The sequence below is a fragment of the Nostoc sp. CHAB 5836 genome (assembly GCF_020829445.1).
Lineage (GTDB): Bacteria > Cyanobacteriota > Cyanobacteriia > Cyanobacteriales > Nostocaceae > Nostoc.
Window position 1 is genome coordinate 1 of sequence record NZ_JAIVFV010000109.1, and the last position, 22,955, is coordinate 22,955.

The 22,955-nt window shown below is 43.4% G+C and carries 15 protein-coding genes and 1 pseudogene; 8 read left to right on the top strand and 8 right to left on the bottom strand.

Features of this window, described 5'->3' with window-relative positions:
* The first annotated feature begins 12 nt into the window (after positions 1 to 12).
* Together LC605_RS20525 and LC605_RS20530 are read left to right on the top strand one after the other, a co-directional pair.
* Positions 13 to 147 carry a hypothetical protein gene (locus LC605_RS20525; RefSeq protein WP_229549374.1) on the top strand — a complete coding sequence of 45 codons (135 nt, stop codon included), beginning with the start codon at positions 13 to 15 and terminating at the stop codon, positions 145 to 147.
* Complete coding sequence (locus LC605_RS20530; protein WP_229549362.1) at positions 113 to 598, top strand: calcium-binding protein; 486 nt, start codon at positions 113 to 115, stop codon at positions 596 to 598. The genes LC605_RS20525 and LC605_RS20530 overlap by 35 nt, the downstream gene beginning before the upstream one ends.
* Before the next feature lie 113 nt (positions 599 to 711).
* Here LC605_RS20530 and LC605_RS20535 read toward each other — a convergent pair whose 3' ends face one another.
* Positions 712 to 1,128 carry a DUF488 family protein gene (locus LC605_RS20535; protein WP_229549363.1) on the bottom strand — a complete coding sequence of 139 codons (417 nt, stop codon included), beginning with the start codon at positions 1,126 to 1,128 and terminating at the stop codon, positions 712 to 714.
* A gap of 410 nt (positions 1,129 to 1,538) precedes the next feature.
* Here LC605_RS20535 and LC605_RS20540 point away from each other — a divergent pair.
* Positions 1,539 to 2,352: pseudogene (locus LC605_RS20540) on the top strand (IS5 family transposase).
* A 56-nt stretch (positions 2,353 to 2,408) separates the two neighbouring features.
* Here the strand turns inward: LC605_RS20540 and LC605_RS20545 are convergent.
* Entirely contained in the window at positions 2,409 to 3,086 is a 678-nt protein-coding gene (locus LC605_RS20545) for a single-stranded DNA-binding protein (RefSeq protein WP_306426873.1), read from the bottom strand.
* 525 nt (positions 3,087 to 3,611) lie between these two features.
* Positions 3,612 to 5,063, bottom strand: coding sequence for an MFS transporter (locus LC605_RS20550; RefSeq protein ID WP_229549364.1), 1,452 nt, complete (start codon positions 5,061 to 5,063; stop codon positions 3,612 to 3,614).
* 98 nt (positions 5,064 to 5,161) lie between these two features.
* On the opposite strand from LC605_RS20550, the gene LC605_RS20555 reads away from it, so the two are divergent.
* Positions 5,162 to 5,683, top strand: a complete 522-nt coding sequence (locus LC605_RS20555; protein ID WP_229549365.1) for a phosphoribosyltransferase — start codon at positions 5,162 to 5,164, stop codon at positions 5,681 to 5,683.
* Positions 5,684 to 5,973: 290 nt separating this feature from the next.
* Here the strand turns inward: LC605_RS20555 and LC605_RS20560 are convergent, their stop codons facing one another.
* Both LC605_RS20560 and LC605_RS20565 read right to left on the bottom strand, forming a co-directional pair.
* Complete coding sequence (locus LC605_RS20560; protein WP_229549366.1) at positions 5,974 to 7,182, bottom strand: 4-hydroxy-3-methylbut-2-enyl diphosphate reductase; 1,209 nt, start codon at positions 7,180 to 7,182, stop codon at positions 5,974 to 5,976.
* 93 nt (positions 7,183 to 7,275) lie between these two features.
* Positions 7,276 to 8,133: an SGNH/GDSL hydrolase family protein gene (locus LC605_RS20565; protein ID WP_229549367.1), complete on the bottom strand. Its 858-nt coding sequence runs from the start codon at positions 8,131 to 8,133 to the stop codon at positions 7,276 to 7,278.
* 922 nt (positions 8,134 to 9,055) lie between these two features.
* On the opposite strand from LC605_RS20565, the gene LC605_RS20570 reads away from it, so the two are divergent.
* Positions 9,056 to 11,059, top strand: a complete 2,004-nt coding sequence (locus tag LC605_RS20570; RefSeq protein WP_229549368.1) for a cytochrome-c peroxidase — start codon at positions 9,056 to 9,058, stop codon at positions 11,057 to 11,059.
* A 324-nt stretch (positions 11,060 to 11,383) separates the two neighbouring features.
* Here the strand turns inward: LC605_RS20570 and LC605_RS20575 are convergent, their stop codons facing one another.
* A complete protein-coding gene (locus LC605_RS20575) occupies positions 11,384 to 12,793 on the bottom strand; it encodes an ammonium transporter (protein ID WP_309143270.1) in 1,410 nt (469 codons plus the stop codon).
* 463 nt (positions 12,794 to 13,256) lie between these two features.
* Between LC605_RS20575 and LC605_RS20580 the strand changes: the two genes are divergently transcribed.
* Positions 13,257 to 17,555: a response regulator gene (locus LC605_RS20580; protein ID WP_229549369.1), complete on the top strand. Its 4,299-nt coding sequence runs from the start codon at positions 13,257 to 13,259 to the stop codon at positions 17,553 to 17,555.
* Between the two features lie 52 nt (positions 17,556 to 17,607).
* Positions 17,608 to 17,949 (top strand): hypothetical protein, encoded by a 342-nt coding sequence (locus LC605_RS20585; RefSeq protein WP_229549370.1) that lies wholly within the window; start codon positions 17,608 to 17,610, stop codon positions 17,947 to 17,949.
* Positions 17,950 to 18,237: 288 nt separating this feature from the next.
* On the opposite strand, the gene LC605_RS20590 is transcribed toward LC605_RS20585, so the two are convergent.
* Complete coding sequence (locus LC605_RS20590; protein ID WP_229549371.1) at positions 18,238 to 19,740, bottom strand: acyl--CoA ligase; 1,503 nt, start codon at positions 19,738 to 19,740, stop codon at positions 18,238 to 18,240.
* 209 nt (positions 19,741 to 19,949) lie between these two features.
* On the opposite strand from LC605_RS20590, the gene LC605_RS20595 reads away from it, so the two are divergent.
* A complete protein-coding gene (locus LC605_RS20595) occupies positions 19,950 to 21,092 on the top strand; it encodes a BMP family ABC transporter substrate-binding protein (RefSeq protein WP_229549372.1) in 1,143 nt (380 codons plus the stop codon).
* 56 nt (positions 21,093 to 21,148) lie between these two features.
* Here LC605_RS20595 and LC605_RS20600 read toward each other — a convergent pair whose 3' ends face one another.
* Positions 21,149 to 22,648 carry a sensor histidine kinase KdpD gene (locus LC605_RS20600; protein WP_229549373.1) on the bottom strand — a complete coding sequence of 500 codons (1,500 nt, stop codon included), beginning with the start codon at positions 22,646 to 22,648 and terminating at the stop codon, positions 21,149 to 21,151.
* Positions 22,649 to 22,955 lie beyond the last annotated feature (307 nt).

Below are 22,955 nucleotides of genomic sequence, written 5' to 3' on the forward strand. Positions count from 1 at the left end.
TCAGATGATGTCATCAATGGTCAGGGGGGGGATGACAAAATCAATGGCAAAAGTGGCAACGACATACTGAGGAGTGGCGTGGCGAATGATACCCTCATTGGTGGTGCAGGGAATGATATTATATGGAATGGATGGAAGCTATGGTAATGACACCATCGATGGGGGCGATGGCAACGATACCATCGATGGAAGCTATGGTAATAATACCATCGATGGGGGCGATGGTAATGATACCATCGATGGGGGCTATGGTGGCCGCAATGGCAGCGTAATTGGAGGCGATGGTACTGATACCTTTGCGTTCGGTTATGGTTACAACCAAGGATTTGATACTATTTATGATTTCAACGCCACTAACGAACTGATTCAGGTATCAGCTTATTATTTTGGTGGCGGGTTATCAACTGGTTCACTTTCAGCGACTCAGTTTACCATCGGAACATCTGTAACCACTAGCGAAGAGCGATTTATCTACAACAGCGCTACGGGTGGACTGTTCTTTGACTCTGATGGCAGTGCGTCTGGGTTTACTCAGGTAAAATTTGCACAACTAGATGGTGGATTATCACTAACCGAAAAGAATTTTGTGGTTGTTTAATTTGAATTAGCGCACCATCACTGACGCAACACTGATTGTGAGGTGCTTGAAGTAGTACCTCGCATTACAGTACAACGATTATCAATTTGAGCGTACGCTCTTTGTAGTGAAAATCAGTAGATTGATTGAGTTTTTGTGAAGCGATTTTGAAGAGTCAGCGATCGCCATAGCATTAACTCAATCAATTGCAACTTAGGGCGCTCATGTTGCCCACCCCACAGTTGTGGTAGGTACGTTCGTACTACTTCTCCGACTTGGTGTCGATGGCAGAAGTCCCCAGATTTTTCAAAACAACACAGCGTCAAGTCCACAGAGTTTTGTTTGTGCTTATTAACCCAGAGTTTAATCAACTGCTGTCGGGAGTTGAGAATTTCGTGGAACTCCCGCTTGTACTCCTGCTGCGCGGCGGGATCTTGGGCTGAGGATTTCCACCATTTGAGCAATTCGGGAGTCGGAGCGAAAAGAGGGAGGTGTTTGCCCTTCCAGCCTGGGGGAGGGTACAGCGAGATTGACCATTTAATGAAATTCACGCATTCAAAATTCAAAATGCTCTCATTAAGAATAAATAAAAATTTTGAATTAATTATCCTTCTCTACGAGACGCACTGGCGTTCGAGGTCATTGCCCCCCACTGATTTAAAAAATCAGTGGTGCTTCTAGGTGGTGGGTTTCAAGCCCCCACTGATAGCGCCGGCGGCAAGCGAGTCCGCGTACTCCTGTGGAGAAGCAAGCTACGCGCAGCGTCTCGTAGAGAGCGTCTTGTAATAATGAAATTGATAATGCAAGAATGCGTGAATTGTTTAAACCTAACCCCCTTCCCGACGCTCTAAGGGGGAAAATTCAAAGTCTCTAAGAGGATGTTTGAAAAGTCGGGTATGTTGTAAAAAAGCTCTCTCAGTATAGGCTGTGAATAGATAATAAACAGCACCGAGAGAGCAACATGAGTAAAGCTTACCCCAGTAACTTGAGCCGTGCACAATATGAATTTCTGAGCGACTTGATTCCAGAAGCCAAACCTGGTGGTCGTAAGCGTGAAGTCGATATGTGGGAAGTCCTGAATGCAATTTTTTACATCCTGCTAGAAGGAGTGAGATGGCGATGCCTAGGTTGGGCTACGCCTACGCTACCTGGGGACTTTCCGCCTTGGCAAACAGTGTACACTTATTTCCGCAACTGGCGTAAAGATGGGACATGGTTGCACATTCACGATCATCTGCGAGAATGGACGAGAATCGAAATTGAGCGCCATCGGAGTCCATCGGAGGGAATCATCGATAGCCAAAGTGTGAAAAGTGCAGCGATGGTGAGTCAAGAGGTGGGTTTTGATGCAGGCAAGAAAATTCTCATGTCGCAAGCGATTTTTGACGGTTGATACCCTAGGGTTAGTCCTGAGAGTCTTGGTCACTGCGGCGAATGTGGGTGAGCGAGAAGGGGGCAAACAAGTTCTCCAACGGCTCAAACAGTCAAACAAACAGGTATCTCGTTTAACGACCATCTGGGTGGATGGGGGCTTTGATGGTGAGCCGTTTATGCAATGGGTGATGAACTTTTGTCGCTGGATTGTGCAGGTAGTTCTGCGACCAGAAGAAACCAAGGGCTTTGTGTTGCTCAAAAAACGTTGGGTAGTTGAGCGCACTTTTGGTTGGCTGATGGGGTGTCGGCGATTAGTCCGAGATTATGAGTTATTGCCCGAAACATCTGAAACTTTTATCTACCTTGCCATGATCCGTATTATGGTGAGGCAACTGGCTTAATTTTTGACTCCCTAAAACTTTTCAAACATCCTCTGAGATATTTTCCGTAAGTCCTACTAAATAAACTTGAAATTATGGCTGACTCCTACCTGCGGACATTGGCTTTCGATTTCATAGAAATCTAACAAGCCTGCTTTGACAGTTTTGGAATCAACGGAGCGCACGAAGGGAATATCATCTGGATCTGGTTCTTCCGCTTTCACTGCTGGATAAGTGGTTCGCTCATAATTCGTCGGTTGGGGTACGGGTTCGTAAGTTGGTACTTGGGGAGCAACGCCAACAGGATTTGTCGCTGGCGCAGGCGTAGGACGTGCTGACTCGTAACTGCTAATGTCTTTCTGGGGAGGACGAGATGCTGATGGTTGTCGTGGAGCAGTTTCAGTAAATGATGGAGTTACGCTTGCTGAGGGCAATGGATCAGTATTAAAGCTACCTCCAACAGATTGAATTTGTTGTACTGTTAATTCAGCGCGTTTTTCTTTAAAACCTTCTTGACGCTCAACAGTACTCATACTTAAACGTCCTACCAGGATGACGCGATCGCCTTGATGGTAGTTTTGCTGAATTTCTGTGGCTAAATTTCCCCAGCCAACAACTTTCAGGGTAGCTGGCGGATCTTCTGGCTTCTGGGAATTGGGAAACTGCACCAGCATTTCCGTGACTCCCAGATTATCCGCCGTATAGCGGAGTTGCGGCTCGTTAATAATTTCCGCCATTAAAACGCAACTGTTCATTAAAATTACTCCTGACTGCAAAAAGTATAAGTAGGTCGGTGCAATTAAAGCTAACTGGCTAAGGCTGTCATTTGTCCTTTGTCATGGGTCATTAGTAAAGATTTTAAGAGCTGATTCGTAAAGAAAATCTTAAGGGTACTCAACTCATTGCTATGTCTGAGTTTCAGTCAATAAGTGCTGTATTGACTTAAATTCCTGAAACCCTTATTAGACAAGTACTTTACTTGAGTTTACAAATTAGCTCTAAGGCTATTTATGTTTCGTAACATACTTTGATTTTTTCGCGCCGACTTACTTAGATATGTTTAATTGGTTGCATTTTTTAATAATGTTTGAACAAATTTTTTACATCCACTATCAGTTTTTAGTCCTTTCTAGCATAAAAGCCAAGCGATCGCTTTGAACAGCATTGAGTATGCCGTTCGCCACCCTCGCCTGACTAAATGAGCATTAAATTCTGCATCATAGTAGTATAATTGTACCATACAATTTCTGAAATAGAAAAAATTCTTGGCAAAGATCAAGTTAAATTTCCCTCTTTTCTTGCCGTTCTTTGAGTTTCAGTACAATTTCTGCGTGCATCTCGCGGGTAATCGGGTAAAAATACGTTAAAACTAAGCCGAAAATCAAACAAACTGTTGGTATGGGGCCGACGGCAATGCGAATAGCAGACAATGCCGATTCCGGTTGCATGGGTGGTAGACTTCCAGCTACAGATTCTTTGAAACCCGATACTTGCAGAGCATTTCCTACCAAAAATAGCCCGAAAGCTAAACCAAATTTTTGTAGCAAAACCATGAAGCCATAAAAAATGCCTTCTCTGCGTTGTCCGGTTTGGAGTTCATCTAATTCAATCACATCTGGAATCATCGACCAAGGAATTAGATAAGCTGTGGATATACCAATACCTGCCATGACAGCCATCACATACATCAAAACTATTTGACCAGGTTGTAAGAAAAATAGTCCAGCAGCTGCTATAATCCATAAACTCATTCCTAGAAAATAAACAACTTTTTTCCCAAGTTTTTTACTCAGTGCCCCCCAGAAAAATAGCATCAACAGAGCAGTTCCTTGGACTGCAATCAGAACTGTGGGTACATCTTCAAACTTTAGACCCATACAATTGACTACAAAATAGGGAATAATGCTGGCTGTTATTTGCACACCTAGCCAAGAAAAAAGATATATACCAATAACAAATAAAAAAGGTCGGTTGCTAAAGACAATTTTTAGCTGTTTAAAGAAGGGGAGAGATGGGGGTTCCTGGATTTGGATGCGTTTGGTCTCAAAAGCCAGAATGCGATCGCGGACTCCAAAAACGCACCAATATAATCCTAAAATCGAAATTACAGTACAAACTGCTGCTAAAACGATATATGCTTGTTGGGGATCGGGAATCTGCGAAAAAATAATTTTCGTTAAAATTAACGAGAGAATGCTCCCACCAATAGAAAATGTAAAACGATAGCTGTTAAGGCTGGTGCGTTCATCATAATCTTGAGTTAGTTCTGGAGTCATGGCTGTATAAGGCAAATTTACAACCGTGTAAAACGCCTGAGATATCACCCCAACCGCTACGTAATACCAGAACAGCGGCCAAATATTATCGTTCTGATTTGTGCTAAATTGCGGTACAATCCACTGCAAGAAAAAGAACATTCCAAAGGGGATTGCTCCATAAAACATCCAAGGAAGACGACGACCCCAGCGACGAGATTTCGTTTTATCAGTTAGGAACCCGACAACCGGATCATTTACGCCATCCCAGATTTTGCCAATCATCAAAATACTGCCAGCCAAACCCGCAGGGATACCAGCGATATTGGTAAAGAAAATCAGCAGATAAAAGACGGAGATATTTGCAGTAATTGCTGGCCCTAAATCCCCTGCACCGTAAGCCAGCTTTGTTTTCAAGTCCAGTTTTTTACTCTCAGGATTTCGTTGGATATCGCCATCAGCAGCAGAATCGTTCATAATAACTTGCACTCATACTAAAATATCAAGTTTGCGTGGGCGTAGCCCGTCGTAGACATCGCCTTCAATACTAGCTATCTACCACTGCCGTTAGATTTATGCCAGACCTTTATGTTTCTTGGTCAGATTATCACCAACAAATTGAACAACTGGCTATTCAGATTTATCAATCCAGTTGGGAATTCAACCAGATTATCTGTCTTGCCAGAGGAGGACTACGAGTTGGAGATATTCTTTCCCGTATATACCAGCAACCACTGGCAATTTTAGCAACCTCATCTTATAGTGGCACTAGTAAACAAGAAAGAAGTAATTTAATTTTCTCCCGCCACTTGACGATGACTGCTGAAAAGTTAGGTTCGCGCATTCTCTTAGTGGATGATTTAGTAGACTCTGGGATTACACTGGAACAGACTATACTTTGGCTCAAGGAAAATAGTGATTTCCCCATTGAGGAAATTCGCACCGCCGTACTTTGGTATAAAGCCTGTTCAGTTTTAAAACCCGATTATTATGTCGATTACTTGACCGATAACCCGTGGATTCACCAACCATTTGAACACTACGAGCAGATGAACATCGCAGAACTCGCCGCTAAGGTTGTTCCCTTTCATTTTTGACTTTTGCCTTGCGGTACTAGTACAGGTCGGCGGAAATAAGCCACCCATTTTAAATGTCTAATATCATGTGCGGTTGATTACTTACAGCAATTTTCAGGTAAATAGACCACACGGTAGGGGCGCAAGTCCTTGCGCATTGGTGTCAACTTAAGTCATCAAGCTCATTCCACAGTCATTTTACCCCACCCCTCAATCCCCTCCCCGTTCACGGGGAGGGGAGGTTTTGGCTTTAGACAAAACCGGGGTGGGGTGACGCTGATCGTGATGGGAAGTGAGATAACTGATCACTGTTAAACCAGTGCGGCTGTTGCTTTAACTGCAAAAATCTTCTCAATCACATCTTCTACTACCTTATCTGGCGTAGAAGCACCAGAAGTAATTCCTACAACAATTTCTCCATTTGGCAGCCAGTTTTCTGTAGTTATTAACTGCCCATTTAATTGCCGATGTTCTATGGAATCTCCTGATTTAATCCGTTCAACAGTATCAATATGATAAGAAGGAATTCCCCGCTCAAAAGCAATTTGTTGCAATTGAGTAGTATTGGAGGAATTAAACCCACCAATTACTACCATTAAATCTAAATTATGTTCCACTAATTCCAACATGGCATCTTGCCGTTCTTGAGTTGCATCGCAAATAGTATTAAAGCTTTGGAAATGCTGATTTAACTCGGTGGGCCCATACTTTTGCAACATAGTCCGCTCAAAAAGCTTGCCGATTTGCTCAGTTTCGTCTTTGAGCATGGTAGTTTGGTTAGCAATACCAACTCTTGCTAAATCTTCATCGGGGTCAAATCCTCCTGAACAAGCTTTAGCAAATTTTGTCAGAAACTCTTCACGGTTGCCACCATTCATAATATAGTCAGCAACATATTGTGCTTCTTGCAAATTCAACACAATTAAATACTTACCAGCAAAGGAACTAGTCGCGACTGTTTCTTCATGCTTATATTTACCGTGAATGATTGATGTATAATCAATTTTTTTGTGCTTTTCTACTGTATTCCAAACTTTAGATACCCAAGGGCAAGTTGTATCAACAATTTTGCAGCCTTTATCGTGAAGTACCTGCATTTCTTGAACGCTAGCCCCAAAAGCAGGTAATATGACGACATCACCAGTGCCAACAACAGAAAAGTCTTTTTTAGTTCCTTCAATGGGGATGAATTCTACCTCCATCTCCTGCATACGCTGATTTACAGAAGGGTTGTGGATAATCTCGTTAGTAATCCAGATGTGTTCTGTGGGAAAGTGCTGACGGGTTTCGTAGGCCATGGCTACAGCCCGTTCTACACCCCAGCAAAAGCCAAAGGCTTGTGCTAGTCGGATTGTCACATCATCTCGTTGCAAAATATAATTGCGATCGCGAATTTCTTGAATCAAGTTACTCTGATACTCAGATTGCAACTGGGTCGCAACTTCTGCTTGATGACCAAACCCCTTGCGATTGTAATTTTCTGAATGTTGGAGGCTGCGTTTAAAAGCTTTTGTATCCATGAGATTTGTTTATTTAAACCACTATTTTTTATTTTCTCGCGCCCAGACGCGATTTATACAGATGTATTCAAAGATATTACTTCTTTTTGGACTTTAATCTTTTTCCCCCGCAGGACGTTGACGCTGGGGTTTTAATTGAATTTCGCTATAAATCTGCAATGCAGAACGCCAAACTATATAGCCTTCAGGACTTAAATGTAAGCCATCAGTAGTAAATTCGCGGCGGAGATTTCCTTGCTTGTTGGTAAACAGGGGATATAAATCGAGATATTTCACACCTTTTTTGCTAGATTGGCTTTGCAGTTGCTGATTCAACTTACGAATGCGACTATTGGCAACAGTCAGAAGTTGATCTCGTCCTTTCCAAGTTGCTTCCTCTGCGCCATGTGGCAAAATCGATTGGACAACAATTTGCGCTGTGGGATGCGTCTTTTGGAGGTAATTGATAATTTGACGCTGATTATCTACAATTACCTCGTCGCTCATGCCGCGAATTAGGTCATTAATGCCAATCATCAGAAAAATCACCTCTGGCTGGGTGCGGTCAAATACCTTCAATCTTTTCAAGAGTCCGTTGCTGGTTTCGCCAGAAATTCCTTGATTGAGCCAATTTTTATCTTCGGGTAATAACTCAGGGGGAAACCACAAACTCAGAGAATCTCCCACCAGGATACTTAAATGCGGAGGACGTTGGTCAGCAGCGATCTTGGCTTCTTGTTTGAGGATGTCTACCCACTCTTGGTAAGTGAGTTGGTGACGCCGACCCAAATCAGGTGTAGCAATTTGCGGTGAGTTGTTCAGGTTGATTAGCTCTGGGGATGTTATTGTCCCAAAAAAAGCGGACAATCTTTGCTGTTGCCAAATTAGCAGGATGACGGCCAACATTAGGATGCCGTTGGTTAACAGCGAGAAAAATGCCCAGATGGGAAAGGTTTTAAAAGAAGTAGACACGACTAGCGAAATTTACCAATTCTTTGAATCAAATTTTAACAAATTCGGCGGAATTCCCCGTCCCTCTACAGGGCGAAATCAATATCTGATGTCGGGTGGGGAACATTCACTAACTTTTTAGCCTACAAGCTAGCTCGCATTGGTGCAAAGTTAGTTAAGATTTAGTGCGATCGCCCTGAATCATCTGATGGTGGTAGCAAAAGAGCAATCACTTGTCCTAAAAAAGTCGGAGAAGACTCCATGAGAAAATTTTCACTAACGACAAATTAAATATAGGAATCCGGTTTGATTTTTGAACAACATTAAGTATTTGTAGGGTGCGTTAGCGCAGAAAGTACGGCACCATTCTTAAGGATTCGGTGCGTTACGCGAAACGCTAACGCAACGCCAGTTCGCTCAAGTCGGGAAACCCGCCCACACGACTGGCTCCCCTACGTATCTGTTCAGAAATCAAATAGTAGTCCTATAAATATTTAGCACTTATGGTAAATGACAAATAGAATAAATGCTAATTTACAAATAATATTTTATTCACAGAAAAATACAAACCTGTTGAGCGAGAATGCTTTGTTATTTTTACTTCATTAAAAAAAATAACTCTTAATTTAGAGCCTCAGCCTTTACTGAAAAGGTTTTCACAACAAAAGACTACTTTTGTTTTTATAAAGAATAAAATTAGGTGTTAAAAATATAGTTAATTTGCTAATATTTTATGGCATTTGATTATGTGTACGTTTCTACACATAAGTAATCTGATACAAATATTTACACGTAAGGTTTGAGGCCAAATAATGGTTTCAGATCGGAATTTATGTAACTAATTTTATCTGAGTACTTATATGTAAAATCTACTCGTTTATAACCTATTTCACCTAGCTTGATTATGCAAGGTGTAGGTGTTCTATGTGATTTTATTCAGTCAATGAAAATAACAAATTTAGTAGCAGCAGTTGTACTGGTTGCATTTTTGCTAACTTTTTTGTGTCTCAGATTTCAGCTGAGGCCAGTCTCAAAAAGATATTCACGCTTTGTGGCAGTTTTTGCGATCGTTGTCGTGGCGATCGCAGGTGGAGGTCTGGTATCTGCACAAGTAACATTGTCCCCAGGTGCTAATCCAGCCCCTCTAAACAACATCACAAGCGTTCCCGCACCTACAACTGGAGATCCCACCCCAGCGCAGCCACCACTGCTAACAGCAGTAGCTCAACCAAGCAATCTCGCCGACTTTGTTCAAGACGAAACAGCTCTACTCAAGCTCGGAAAATCCCTATTTTGGGATATGCAGCTTGGTAGTGATGGCATTCAGTCGTGTGCTAGTTGTCACTTTCATGCCGGAGCTGATAACAGATCAAAGAATCAAATCAGTCCTGGTCTTTTGGCATCAGTGAAAGATATAACTTTCCAGGTAGGTGGTGGTGCAAACTATCAACTCACGGCGGCAGATTTTCCATTTCACAAACTAGCAGATCCTAACAATCGAGACAGTACACTTCTTTCTGACGCTAACGATATTGCCTCATCCCAAGGTGTATTCCATACTGAGCTAATTTCAACCGTTCCAGGTCAAGCAGAGGATAACGTTACATCCACGCCAGATCCAGACGGCTTTCAAGTCAATGGAATTAATGTGCGTCGAGTTGAGCCGCGTAATACCCCAACGGTAATTAACACAATCTTCAACAAGCTCCAGTTTTGGGATGGTCGCGCCAAGGAAACCTTTAATGGGGTGAATACCGAGGGTGCAGCCGACTCTAATGCTAAAGTCTACAAAGCATCAAAGCCAAACACACTAACTGAAGTTGCAGTTGCGCTCAACAATTCCTCTTTAGCTTCTCTAGTAACAGGACCACTAGTAAGTCCATTTGAAACATCTGCTAATGGTCGTGTTTTAAGGGAAATCGGCAGTAAGTTTCTGTCGAGGGCAGGTAAAAAGTTACATACTCTCAGACCCCTAGCCAAGCAAGTTGTACATCCCCAAGACGGGGTTTTAGGTGCTGACAGCAGATCGCCTCAGCCCGGTCTGAACATACCCAGCTACGATAATCTGATTAAGCAAGTCTTTAAGAAGGAATGGTGGCAGTCAAATAAAATCATTCAACTTAATGCTGATGGCAGTGGAACAATCTTACAACAAGGTGCGGTTGGACAGACTTTACCGGAAAATCAGTTTGAACTCAGGGATTGGAACTTCTCGTTGTTTGCTGGGTTAGCAATGCAAAAGTATATCTCTACTCTTGTATCTGACCAGACACCTTTTGACAAATTTCAGGCGGGAAATATCAATGCTCTCACCGAGCCAGAAAAAAGCGGTCTAAGTCTGTTTGTTAATACTGTGGCTAATGGTGGTGCAAATTGTAACACTTGCCATACAATTCCAGAATTCACCAGGGCTTCAGTAAGAAGAACCGCAGGAGTAGCTTCAACTGATCCAACTGATCCACTGATTAATAACGCTGCTAACGGCTTCTTCGCTAACTACGGTATCAGACCGGCCTCAGATGACCCAGGAGCCGGAAACACTACCAGATCACTGTTCAAAGCACCTGCCCTCCGTAACATCGCCTTGAGCGCTCCATATATGCATAATGGTGGGATGGCAACTTTGGAGCAAGTAGTAGACTTTTACAATCGTGGTCGAGGTGACGACGGTGGACCTGGTGTAGGAGGGTTGAACTTAAGCGATGCTAAAAAAGCTGATTTAGTGACTTTCTTAAGAACCGGACTCACTGATCAACGAGTCCTCCTTGACCAAGCACCCTTTGACCATCCGCAACTATTTGTCCCCAATGGACACCCCGGTAATCAATTTTCAGTAACTCCTAGTGGCAATACTAATGGAACTCCTACTGCCACAGATGAGCTAGTGGAAATACCAGCCGTTGGGCAAAATGGTCTGGCGCTTCCCCGTCCAAATTTCTTGGAGTAGCAGATTACCCACCTGACTTTTCACGTCATGTGGAAAAGCGAACGATTATTTTACTGAGAGTTTTAGCCTTATAGCGGTTCTCCCTTAGGTGCAGTACAGTTTTGACCTCTCTCCAAACCTCTCTCCTAAGAGGAGAGAGGCTTTGAATCTTACTCCCCAACGCTAGAAGGAAAGGGGCCGGGGGTTAGGTCTGTATTCCATGCAATTGAGAACCGCTATAACTGAACCGTATTGAGGATTACCCACAAATCGTAAAGTAACGAAAAAAAAGCCCCGCAATTTGTCGGGGTTTTTTCTTGGAAGTCCCTGATTCAGCACTCTTTACTAAGTGGGACGATCGCCAAACTCGGAGTTGTAACCTTCTTCGCCGTGTTCGTTGATATCCAAACCTTGGAATTCTGCTTCTTCTTTGACTCGCAGCCCGACTGTAGCATCGATAACTTTGAGAATAATCCACGTACCAACACCTGCGATCGCATAAGCAATGGCAATTGCTACTAGTTCAACTCCCAATTCACCAAAATTACCACGCAGCACTCCCTCTTTACCTGCTCCATTGACTTGAGTTGTGGCAAAGATGGCGGTTAAAATTGCCCCGACTGTACCACCAACGCCATGCACAGGATAGGTATCTAAAGCATCGTCAATTTCTAGCTTGTGCTTGAAACTGATCGCATAAAAGCAAACAACGGCGGTGATGAAACCAATTAAAATCGCTGATAGCGGTGTGACAAATCCGGCGGCGGGAGTGATGCCTACTAAACCAGCAACGGCTCCTGTAGCTGCTCCTACAGCAGTTGGTTTCCCCCGTAAAACCCCTTCCAAAATTAGCCACATTAAAGCCGCCGCTGCCGCGGAGGTATTGGTGGCAACAAAGGCTGTTGTCGCCACATTTGTGACTAAGTTACCAGAAGTTCCACTAGCAACAGATAGGGCACTCCCAGCGTTGAAGCCGAACCAACCAAACCACAGCAAGCCAGCACCCAGCAAAATAAACGGAACATTGTGCGGTGGGCTAAGGCGATGGGGATGGGTTTTCCGAGGCCCAAGGACGATCGCAGCTACCAGGGCTGAAACGCCAGAACTAATATGAACTACTGTGCCACCTGCAAAGTCCAGGGCACCCAATCCACCATACAAACCTAAAAATCCACCTTTCGCCCAGACCATGTGTGCCAGGGGGGCGTAAATAAAGGTTGACCACAGTAGCACAAACAAACAATAAGCGCGGAAACTCATCCGTTCTGCGATCGCCCCAGAAATTAAGGCTGGGGTGATAATGGCAAACATGGCTTGGTAAATCATGAATGCCTGATGGGGTATTGTTCCGGCATAAGAGACAACTTCCGGCGGGTTTGATCCTTTGAGATAATCGGTGATCTCTAACCCAACACCATTCAACCCAAGCCATTGCAATCCACCAATAAACGGTAAACCTGGTGCAAAGGAAAGACTATAACCCCACAAAATCCAGGTAACTCCGACGATCGCCATCAACACAAAGCTCATCAACAATGTGTTTAGGACGTTGCGCGATCGCACAAATCCACCATAGAAGAACGCTAATCCTGGTGTCATTAGTAGCACGAGCGCTGCTGAAATCAGCATAAATGCCGTATCTCCAGGATCAGCAGCAGGTAAAGCTGCTGGTGTTTGGGCGAAAGCATTGCCCATCAGAGGTACTCCCAAAAACACTAGGGTCATAGCCCCAATCATCACAACTTTCTTGAACACTTCTTTTTCTTCCTAAGCACCAATTATTTGTATCCTTAACTACATTTGATTACTTTTTGCGAGACATTTTGGTCTTGAAAGTTACTTAACCGGAAATTTCTGGAGATGTCAACAAAAATATAATCTTGTTTGATATATTGTTTTAGTTTGTCATAGGTGTGCCACAACTTGACGCTACATAAGACCTCTTGCAAAAAGTCCCTAACACCCCACCCCCAACCCCTCCCCGCTTGCTGAGAGGGGATTAAGGGGTGGGGTGTGATGACTGTGGGAATCATAACTAATTATGCGGACATGATATAAGTCCTATTCAAATCAGCCAGCCCACAAAAAATACAGCAGGGACTTAAGCACTTAAATGATTTTTTAATAACGTCTAAGTCCGTGAAATTACGCTAACGCTTTTAACCAAACTATTGTCATTAATTGAAGTAAGTTTGTTGAGCAAATTGGGGGTTGGGTAATGGGGATTGATCAAAAACAAGATCAGAACTTATTTCGGACTTACGTAAAGGGAAGGTCAAAGGAAGCAGAGAGTCCGCAGAGAAGCCAGTGCCCCCTTGCGGTTAAGAGACTTGCCAACAATAAAGGCCAACAGGCGCAGAAGGTACGCAAGAAATTTTTCCAAAAAGTTGCTGGAGGCTTTGGATTAGCATCGGCAATTTTAGTGATGATTGGCGTTGTTTCTGATCAAAATACAAAAGTATTAATTGATGCTACTAATAATGTTATTAAAACTCATGAAAAGATTAACTCATTAGAAGAACTGTTATCTGCAATCAAAGATGTTGATATTGGACAACGCAGTTATATCCTGACTGGAAAAGAACTTGATCTAAAACGGGATCAAGCAGCCCTTGCAAAGATTGATGAAGAAATTGGCAAGCTGAAGATTTTAACAGCAAATCAATCTCAGCAACAAAAGCAAATCGACACGCTCAAACCCTTGATAGCAGCTAAAATTACTCAATTAAAGCAGACTATCGACTTGCGCCAAAACCACGGATTAGAGACCGGGTTGCAAATGCTATGGATAAATAAGGAAAAAACCCTCGATGATATCCGTAAGGTGATCCTAGATATAGAAAATAAAGAAAGCAAGCTGCACGGTCAGCAGTCACAAGTAGCAAAAGTCAGTCCTAATAATATAATTCGGATAGTTGCGATCGCCATCTGCCTAAGTTTGATCGTTCTTGCTGTCGTTTACTACTTCATCTATCATGAGGTCATTGAACGCAAAAGGGCAGAACAAACCTTAAATCAAGAACGCAACTTGATCTCAGTAGTCCTTGATACAACCAGCGCCTTGGTAATAGTTCTCGATTCTCAAGGGCAAATCCTTCGTTTCAATCAAGCTTGTGAGCAAACAACAGGTTACTCCTTCCATGAGGTCAGGGGTAGATATTTATGGAAGTTGTTTCTACTTCCTGAAGATGTAAAGCCAGTCAAAGCAATTTATGAGCAATTACTAACTGGTAAAGGCTTTCTGAAACACGAAAACTATTGGGTAATGAAGGATGGCACTCGGCGGCTGATTGCCTGGTCGAATACCACTTTAAAAGATGATGATGGCTGCATTGAATACATCGTTGCCACGGGCATTGACATTACTGATGTCCACGACGAGCTTCATTTACGCAAACGCGCACAACAGCACCTAACTGCACAATATGCTGCAACCCGGGCCTTAGCAGAGTCCGCCACCATCAAGGAAGCTACTCGCCAAATCTTGCAAGGAATCTGTGAGAGTTTGGAATGGGATTTGGGTGAAATTTGGATGGTCGATCAGCAAGCAAATGTGCTGCATTTTCTCGATATCTGGCATAAAGCATCCCTTGAGGTGCAAGAATTTGAAGCACAGAATCGGCAAACCACCTTTGCACCAGGAATTGGACTACCTGGCCGGATTTGGGCAAATTCTCAACCAGTTTGGATCAGTGATATCGTTAAAGAACTGAGTTTCTCCCGCTTCCAAATCAGCGCTGAAGTACAACTACACGGAGCCTTCGGGTTTCCGATTCGTAGTGGTAACAAAATTCTCGGTGTCATTACTTGCTTCAACCGTGAAATCCAAGCGCCTGACGAAGATTTGGTAAAAACGATGAATTCTATCGGTGAGCAAGTGGGGCAATTTATTCAGCGTAAACAGGCTGAAGAAGAATTACAACGCCAAAACAGGCGATCGCAACTATTTACCGAAATCACCCTGAAGATTCGTCAGTCTTTGCAAATCGAAGAAATTCTCCAAATCACTGTTCAAGAGGTGCAAAAGATTCTCCAGACTGACCGAGTTTTGATCTATCAGTTTTTGCCAGATGAATCTACACCCACCGTTATTGAAGCAGTAATTTCTGGCTTACCAGCAATCAAAGAGCAAAATCAAAATATCACTACCTCCTACTTTCGAGCCGAATATTTACAACAATATTATTTACAGCAGTACCGTCAAGGACACATTCTCGGGCTGGCTAACTTCGATCTGCCGGAAGTTCAACAAAGCCATCTGGAATTAATGCAACAATTTGGGGTCAAAGTCAATTTGGTTGTGCCCATTCTTGTCAAAGAAGAACTTCGCGGTTTGCTGATAGTTCATCAGTGTGACGATTCTCACCACTGGTCTAGCTTTGAAACTCATCTTTTGCGGCAAATAGCCGACCAAGTAGGTATTGCTTTAGCCCAAGCCCAACTATTAGCAGCAGAAACTCGTCAGCGACAAGAACTAGAAATTGCCCGTCGCCAAGCCGAATTAGCTTCTCAAACTAAAAGCGCCTTTTTGGCAAATATCAGTCATGAAATTCGCACTCCCATGAATGCTGTATTGGGGATGACCAGTCTGGTGTTAGATACTCCTTTAGACCCAGAACAGCGAGATTTTATTGAAATAATTCGTAGTAGTGGAGACGCTCTTTTAAGTATAATCAACGAGATTTTGGATCTTTCCAAACTTGAGGCTGGAGAGATGGCTCTGGAAACTTTAGATTTTGACCTATCCACTTGTGTGGAAGAAGTGGTGGAATTATTGGCTCCCTCAGCTCATAACAAGGGATTAGAAATTGCCGCACTGATAGAGCATAACGTCCCTACCGATCTCAAAGGAGATACTGGTAGGCTGCGGCAAATTTTGATGAATTTAATCAGCAACGCCATCAAGTTCACCAGCACTGGCGAAGTATTAGTGCAAGCCGAATTGCGTTCCCTTTCCCCCACTACAGCCACCATCCATTTTGCGATCACAGATACAGGTCTTGGCATTAGCCCTGAAGACCAACGCAAACTTTTTATGCCATTTACCCAAGTGGATGCTTCTACCACTCGCAAGTATGGTGGTACCGGTTTGGGATTAGCCATCTGTAAACAACTTGTAACCTTAATGGGGGGAGTGATTGGGGTAGAAAGTCAGATGGGGAAAGGAGCTAAGTTTTGGTTTGAGGTGCTTTTTACTAAGCAAGTTGAGCCGATGTTGCCAAAATGCCAACGTGGAGTTTTGGGCGATCGCCGCTTGTTACTGGTGAATAATAACACCATTAATTACAAAATCATCCACCATCAAGCTACTTATTGGGGGATGGAGGTAGATCAGGCTGACAGTATTGCTGCGGCCCTGAAAGTTATTCAGAAAGCTTATGACCAAGGGAAATCCTATGATATCGCCTTGATTGATATGCAAATATCCCAAACAAATGGCATGGCAATAGCAGAACAAATTAAAGCCAATTCTGCAATTGCTGAGATCCCTTTGATTATGCTCACCTCTACTAATCAACGGGATGAAGTACAGCAAGCGCTCAAAATCGGATTTGCTGCTTATTTGGTTAAACCCATTAAGCCCTCACGGCTTCTCGATACCATGATGACTATTTTAGAAACTCAGCCGAAATCAGAATCAGGGTTTACTGAAGAAGTCCAAAGTACAGAAACTTCCAGCATTCTTACTTTCTCTTCCCCCAACCTCTCTACTAAATCCAAGTTAAGAATTCTCTTAGCTGAAGACAATTTGGTGAATCAGAAAGTAGCCCTGAAGCAACTCCAGAGTTTGGGCTACAAAGCCGATGTCGTTGCCAATGGAAAGGAAGTTTTGCAACTATTAGAAAAAATTCCTTACGATTTGATTCTAATGGATTGCCAAATGCCAATTCTCGACGGTTTGGAAACCACAAAAGAAATTCATCGTTGGCAACAGGGCACTTTTGCCCTGCGTCGTCGTCCTGTGGTGATTGCAATGACCGCTAATGCAATGAAAGAAGACGAACAAATGTGTCTAAATGCCGGAATGGACGACTATCTGAGGAAGCCAGTCTTTAAAGAAAAATTAGCCCAGACCCTAGAGCATTGGACAGGCGTGATTGTCTCACAACAAGAGGCAGTTGAGTATGAACAGACAGTTTCCACTGAGCTAGCAATTGATTGGGAACACTTGCATCGGATATCGGGAAATGACCAAGAATTTGAATTAAATCTATTGCAAATATGTGCTGATGATATTAAGCTCCGTTTAGAAACAAGTAAAGCAGCGATCGCATCTCATGACTTTGAGCAAATAGTGGAACAAGCTCATCATCTTAAAGGTGTTAGTGCCAACATTGGAGCCACAGCTATGTACCTAGCATCTGACAAACTACAACGACTAGCTGACTATCAAGAGCTTAGAGGGACTACTAAATTAGTTTCAGAATTAGAAGAATTTGTCAACTGCATTCAAGAATTTTTAACAAAACAGAATTCAGCAGTCAGTCGCCAGGATTCAAAATTCAATTCTGTATGAGTTTGAATTTCTATGAAAAATCATTAAAAATTAAAGCTGAGGAATGAATACTATGTCTGAAACACCCAATAGATTAGAACTAATCGAAGCTTTAGCTATCAGAAATACTGAAGCTATAGCAGCGCTGACCGTCAAAGTTGAGAATCTGACGGATAACGTAAATGGCTTGACCAATAACGTTGATAGGGTTCTCTCTCGCAGTGCTGTACTTGATGATGTATTGCTGGAATTAAGGGACTCTCACGAACAACATCAACAAAATTTTGAAGAGCATCAGAGAAACTTTGAACGGCATCAACAGAATTTTAATGAACACCAGCAAACTACGAATGCAGCTTTGAACAGCCTAGAAGCAATATTGCTGCAACTGATTAGGATTTTTCCGCAGTCCTAAGTACAGCGTTTCATTAATTCGTAGCCAATTCTCTGCGAACCTTTGCGCTTCCCTTTGCGCCCCTCTGCGTTTAAATTTCAACCCTCAATTCGCCACGATTTTATGCTGCATCTGTACTAAGTTATTCACATTTTACAAGTTGGTCGCCTACAACCTTATCAGTACCGAGATTTTTTAGCTAGAACGGGCAGAACCCCACACTGTACTGCTTGCAGTCAGTGTGTGAGTATGTCACTATCGAAGTCCTAGAGTAATCGAGGGTCAGCAGCGCCATTTTTTTCGCACTCTCTACTCCCCAATATTCAGCAATTTCGCGATCGCCAACCTTTGGAGTTTCCCCGTAGCACCACGAGGTAGTTGATCTAAAATGTGAACTTGCTTGGGAACTTTGAAGTCTGCCAGCATGGTTGAACAGTGAGCTAAAAGTTCTTTTTCGCCAACTTCTGCTTTCAGAACCACAGCAGCGTGGATATCTTCTCCTAAAGATTTGTGGGGTACGGCAAAAGCCAAGGCTTCAGCAACGGCGGGATGGCGCAGCAAAACATCATCGACTTCTAAGGGAGAAATTTTTTCCCCGCCCCGGTTAATCAATTCTTTAATGCGTCCAGTCAAGCGGAGGTAGCCGTCGGCATCCACCATACCCTGATCCCCTGTGCGGAACCAACCGTTAACAAAAGCAGTGGCGTTAGCTTCCGGGTTATTTTCGTAGCCATCTATAACATTGGGTGCTTTTACCACCACCTCGCCCAAGCTTAAGATAGATAATAACTTACCTTCAGAATCCATAATACCCACTTCCACACCGAAGCCATAACCTACAGTACCTGGTTTCCGCACTTTTGGCGGTAGGGGGTTGGTGGTCATTAAGTGAGATGCTTCAGTCATGCTGTAAGATTCCACCACTGGAGCATTGAGAGTTGCCTCTAGCTGTTCAATGATAATCGGGGGCAAGGGAGCGCTACTAGAGCGAATGAAACGAAAGCGGTTAGCTTTGACAATTTCTGTGTTGCGGCTAGCGCGTGCCAAAATTGTCTGGTGCATGGTTGGCGCTGCGGAGTACCAGGTGGGTTTGTAGGTATCTACCAGTTTCCAAAACTCCAAGGCATTAAAACCATTGGGACAAACTAGTGTACCGCCCGATGCCAGAGTTGCCAGCAAACAGCCCACCAATCCGTGAATGTGGAACAGGGGCATTAGGCAAAGTGTAGTGTCAGCTGCTGTGAGTGAGTAAGCACCAATCAAGTTTTCGGCTGACGCGATTAAGTTGCGATGACGAATGGGCACACGTTTCGGACGGCTGGTGGTGCCGCTAGTGTGGAGAATCATCGCCAGATCATCAGACTGAGGCAAGGGAACTCTTACCTGGGAACAGGGGGGAAGTTTTTCCTTGACTAATTCAAAGTTTAATGTACCGTCAGTGTTTACCTTGGCATTAATCAGCATCATGTCGGGTGTAACGGCCGCAATGGCTGCTTCTGGCCCCTCAGACAAGGTAATCAGTGCCTTTGCTTGGGTATCTTCGTAGTAAAACGCAAATTCTTCTGGCTTGTATTTGGGATTTAAGGGTGCAGCAGTGCCACACAGGGCGGCAGCCAAAAAGGTAATAGCCATTGGTGAACCGTTAGTCATGGCAATGGCAATGCGTTCTCCCGGTTTCAATCCAAAGCTGTTAAGTTGGGATATTAGTCCAACAATATTCTCGCGCAATTGCTTATAGGTTAGCGATCGCCCCCCAGGTGTAACTAAGGCTAAATGATTGTCTTCCCCTGCTAAAAGCTCAAATAAGTTCATTAGTTTTTCCGACCTGTAAAAGGAATAAAGGTGTATTGAGTTTTGTTCAAAAATCAAGTAGGAGTCCGATCGTTACATCAAAAATCTGGCTGGAAATATACGTTTTGTAAAAAAATTGTGACTTTGTATAATGTTAAATATTATTTGTTTTCTGGTGCTAGCAGCAATCAGGAAAACCTTTTTACCGAGCTAAACCCAATCAATAAAATATGGAGCGTCGGAATTTTCTAAAGTATGCCACTTTAGCAGGATCTACCTTTGCCTTAGCTAGTTGTGTTCAAGGCAGAAATTCCAGTTTACAGGGTGAGGTGTTTACCTCAGCGTCGCCTGTGGCGGTAAATGAACCTCTCAAGGTGGCATTTGTTTATGCGGGGCCTGTGGGTGATTTTGGCTGGACTTATGCCCATGATTTAGGCCGCAGAGACATGGAAGCCAATCTTCAAGATAAGGTAAAAACCACTTTTGTCGAAAATGTCAATGAAGGTGCTGACGCCCAAAGGGTGATTCGCCAACTAGCATTAGATGGTAACAAGTTAATTTTTACAACTTCCTTTGGGTATATGAACCCAACAATTAGAGTCGCCAAGGACTTTACTGATGTTGTCTTTGAACACTGTACAGGATACAAACGTGCTGCCAATGTCGGCACTTATTTGGGACGTTTTGAAGAACCGCGTTACTTAACCGGCATGATTGCTGGTAAGATGACAAAATCGAATGTAGTTGGTTTTATTGGTGCATACTCAATTCCAGGAGTAATTCGGGGAATCGGTGCATTTACTCAAGGAGTAATGCTAACAAATCCCCAAGCAAAAGTTAAGGTACTTTGGGTACAAAGTTGGTACGATCCAGCTAAAGAAAGAGAAGCAGCTCAAGCTTTGGTTAATTTAGGTGCAGATATACTAACGCAGCATACCGGCTCTGGCGCCGTTGTCCAATTGGCTGAGGAAAAAGGAATTTATGCTTTTGGCTACAACACTGATATGAGTAAGTTTGGTCAAAAAGCCCACCTGACATCAGCTATTAACAAATGGGGCAAATTCTATACAGATAAAGCCTTGGCTGTAATGAGTAATACTTGGAAGTCTCAAGAAGTTTGGGATGGCATTGGTGAAGGAATGGTGGATATTTCCCCGATGAATCAGGCGATTCCGGCTGATGTGCAACAATTGGTGAATGCGAAGCGCGATGAGTTTATTCAGGGTAATGCACATCCTTTTGATGGGCCGGTGAAAGACCAAAAAGGGGTGATGCGAGTGCCAAAGGGTAAGGTGTTGGATGATAAGCAACAACTGGCAATGGATTGGTATGTTGAGGGAATTGAAGGGTCAATTCCCAAAGGGAAATTATAGTACAGTGTGTAAGTTCTCAGAATATTCGGAATTTTAATGCAGATATAATACAACTCCTAACTTCTGACTACTGGTTTCTGTTTACTGCTAACTTCTAAAGGCAGGAAAATCGTCAAAACTTCCCCATAGTGCGGACGTTGGCGCACAATCAGTTTGCCACCGATCGCCTGAAATAAATGCTTAGTTGCGGCGATATTTAAACTAATAGTACCCGTTTCTGGTTGGAACATCAGCAGTTGACCCAAAGCTTTGCGAATTGGTGGTGTTGCAGGTGTGGCAGCTTTATTTGAATCTTTGCACCCGAATTGGGGTGATAATTGTAGCTTCAGTTGATCTCCAGCCGGGATAACTTGTACTTGAATATGACTACCAGGGGGTAAGCTGCGAGTAAAATTCTCCATCAAACCAGTGAGAACCTGATCCAGCATGGTGGGATTGCTTACCACTGTTGGTAGTTGCTGGGGTAAAACAACATTTAAAGTTAAGTTCCGCCGATGCGCTGCTTGTTCCCAACGGGGAATACTTTGCTGCAACACTTGATCTAAAGACATCGGCGTGAGTTGAGTTTTTGACGATTTTGCTGAGGCTGTTGTTTCCAGTTCTGCTGCCTTAAACAGCAATTCCATGCGGTCAATTTGCTCGGTACACTCGTGATCGATAATTTTTAAGCGATTGATGACGTTGGGATCTAAGTCTCGCCGCTTCAAAAGCAGACGAGTCATGGTGCGAATAGTTGTTAAAGGTGTGCGGACTTCGTGAGCGAAGGCTTGGAGCAATTCTACATCAGGAATTGGAGATTGGGCATTGGAAATTGGGAATTGGGCATTGAGGAAAACTCTGCTCCCCTGCTCCCCGACTTCTTCCCCAGTCCCTTGTAAAGAGTCCCTAGTCTCTTCTGGTTCTGTTAATTCCTGAAGCAACAACTGGCTATACTCAATCATGATGCGGTAATCTGGTACTACCGGAGAATACCTTTGTACTAAGGCGTCCAGGCGGGCAAAAAATTCTGGATTAGCCAGCATTACCCTTGCTCCTAGCGATCGCCAAGCCTGTTGTACTACCTCTGGCTCAAAGGAAAATGAAAAGGTTTTTTGACCGTTTTTATGTGTTGTTAAAACTAGTACTAATCTAAATTTATCTGTAAAAACCAAGCAAAACTGCTCTGATCCTAGCGGATCGGCAGGTAATAAGGGAAGCACCGATTCGTGGGGAGCGATTTCTTCATTTACACACCCGTTGACGTATCCCAACCCAGGTATCCCATCTGGGATCTGAAATGGCATCAGTGCCAAGGGGTTAAATGGTTTTGCCGTAAAAGTTACTGTTTGTAAACTTTTAGTCAGTTTTGGCTGACTAAATAAGGGTGCTGGTGCAGCGAAAACTAATCCTTGGGTTATGTCAGCTGAAGCAGGTGCTAAAGTATTTAATAGCAAATGTTCTGTCGCCGCGAGGCTGACACGCCACTGTCGCTCTGCTTTGCCAGGTGAGCATTCAGCCACACTTGATTGATTTTCAGCCAAGATTTCGCTCAGACTTGGCAATATCCATTTGTACACAGGCTTTCACCCCTTTATTCAAGAGCGACTAACGGCGTCTAAGGTAGACATTTCACTACTACCTAAGAGGTTATAGCCATTTGTGTACTCGTGACAGTGGTAGAACCGAACAATTCGGGCGCAATTTCCCCTCGATCGCGATCGGTACGCCTCTAATCACTAATTCATTGGACAAAAGTGGACAAAGCGGACTTGGCGTGGATTTGATCCAGGTTTTTGAATTGGAAACCTAGAAAACCAACTCGGATTACTCCGGTAATGTTTTCCTTGTCAATGTTAAAAAGGCTTGTTAGGTCAAAGACACTGA

Coding starts and splice junctions, on each gene's coding strand:
- LC605_RS20560 (WP_229549366.1), bottom strand. CDS start 7,182: ATGGATACAAAAGCTTTTAAACGCAGCCTCCAACATTCAGAAAATTAC.
- LC605_RS20595 (WP_229549372.1), top strand. CDS start 19,950: ATGGAGCGTCGGAATTTTCTAAAGTATGCCACTTTAGCAGGATCTACC.
- LC605_RS20545 (WP_306426873.1), bottom strand. CDS start 3,086: ATGAACAGTTGCGTTTTAATGGCGGAAATTATTAACGAGCCGCAACTC.
- LC605_RS20530 (WP_229549362.1), top strand. CDS start 113: ATGATATTATATGGAATGGATGGAAGCTATGGTAATGACACCATCGAT.
- LC605_RS20580 (WP_229549369.1), top strand. CDS start 13,257: ATGGGGATTGATCAAAAACAAGATCAGAACTTATTTCGGACTTACGTA.
- LC605_RS20555 (WP_229549365.1), top strand. CDS start 5,162: ATGCCAGACCTTTATGTTTCTTGGTCAGATTATCACCAACAAATTGAA.
- LC605_RS20550 (WP_229549364.1), bottom strand. CDS start 5,063: ATGAACGATTCTGCTGCTGATGGCGATATCCAACGAAATCCTGAGAGT.
- LC605_RS20585 (WP_229549370.1), top strand. CDS start 17,608: ATGTCTGAAACACCCAATAGATTAGAACTAATCGAAGCTTTAGCTATC.
- LC605_RS20570 (WP_229549368.1), top strand. CDS start 9,056: ATGAAAATAACAAATTTAGTAGCAGCAGTTGTACTGGTTGCATTTTTG.
- LC605_RS20590 (WP_229549371.1), bottom strand. CDS start 19,740: ATGAACTTATTTGAGCTTTTAGCAGGGGAAGACAATCATTTAGCCTTA.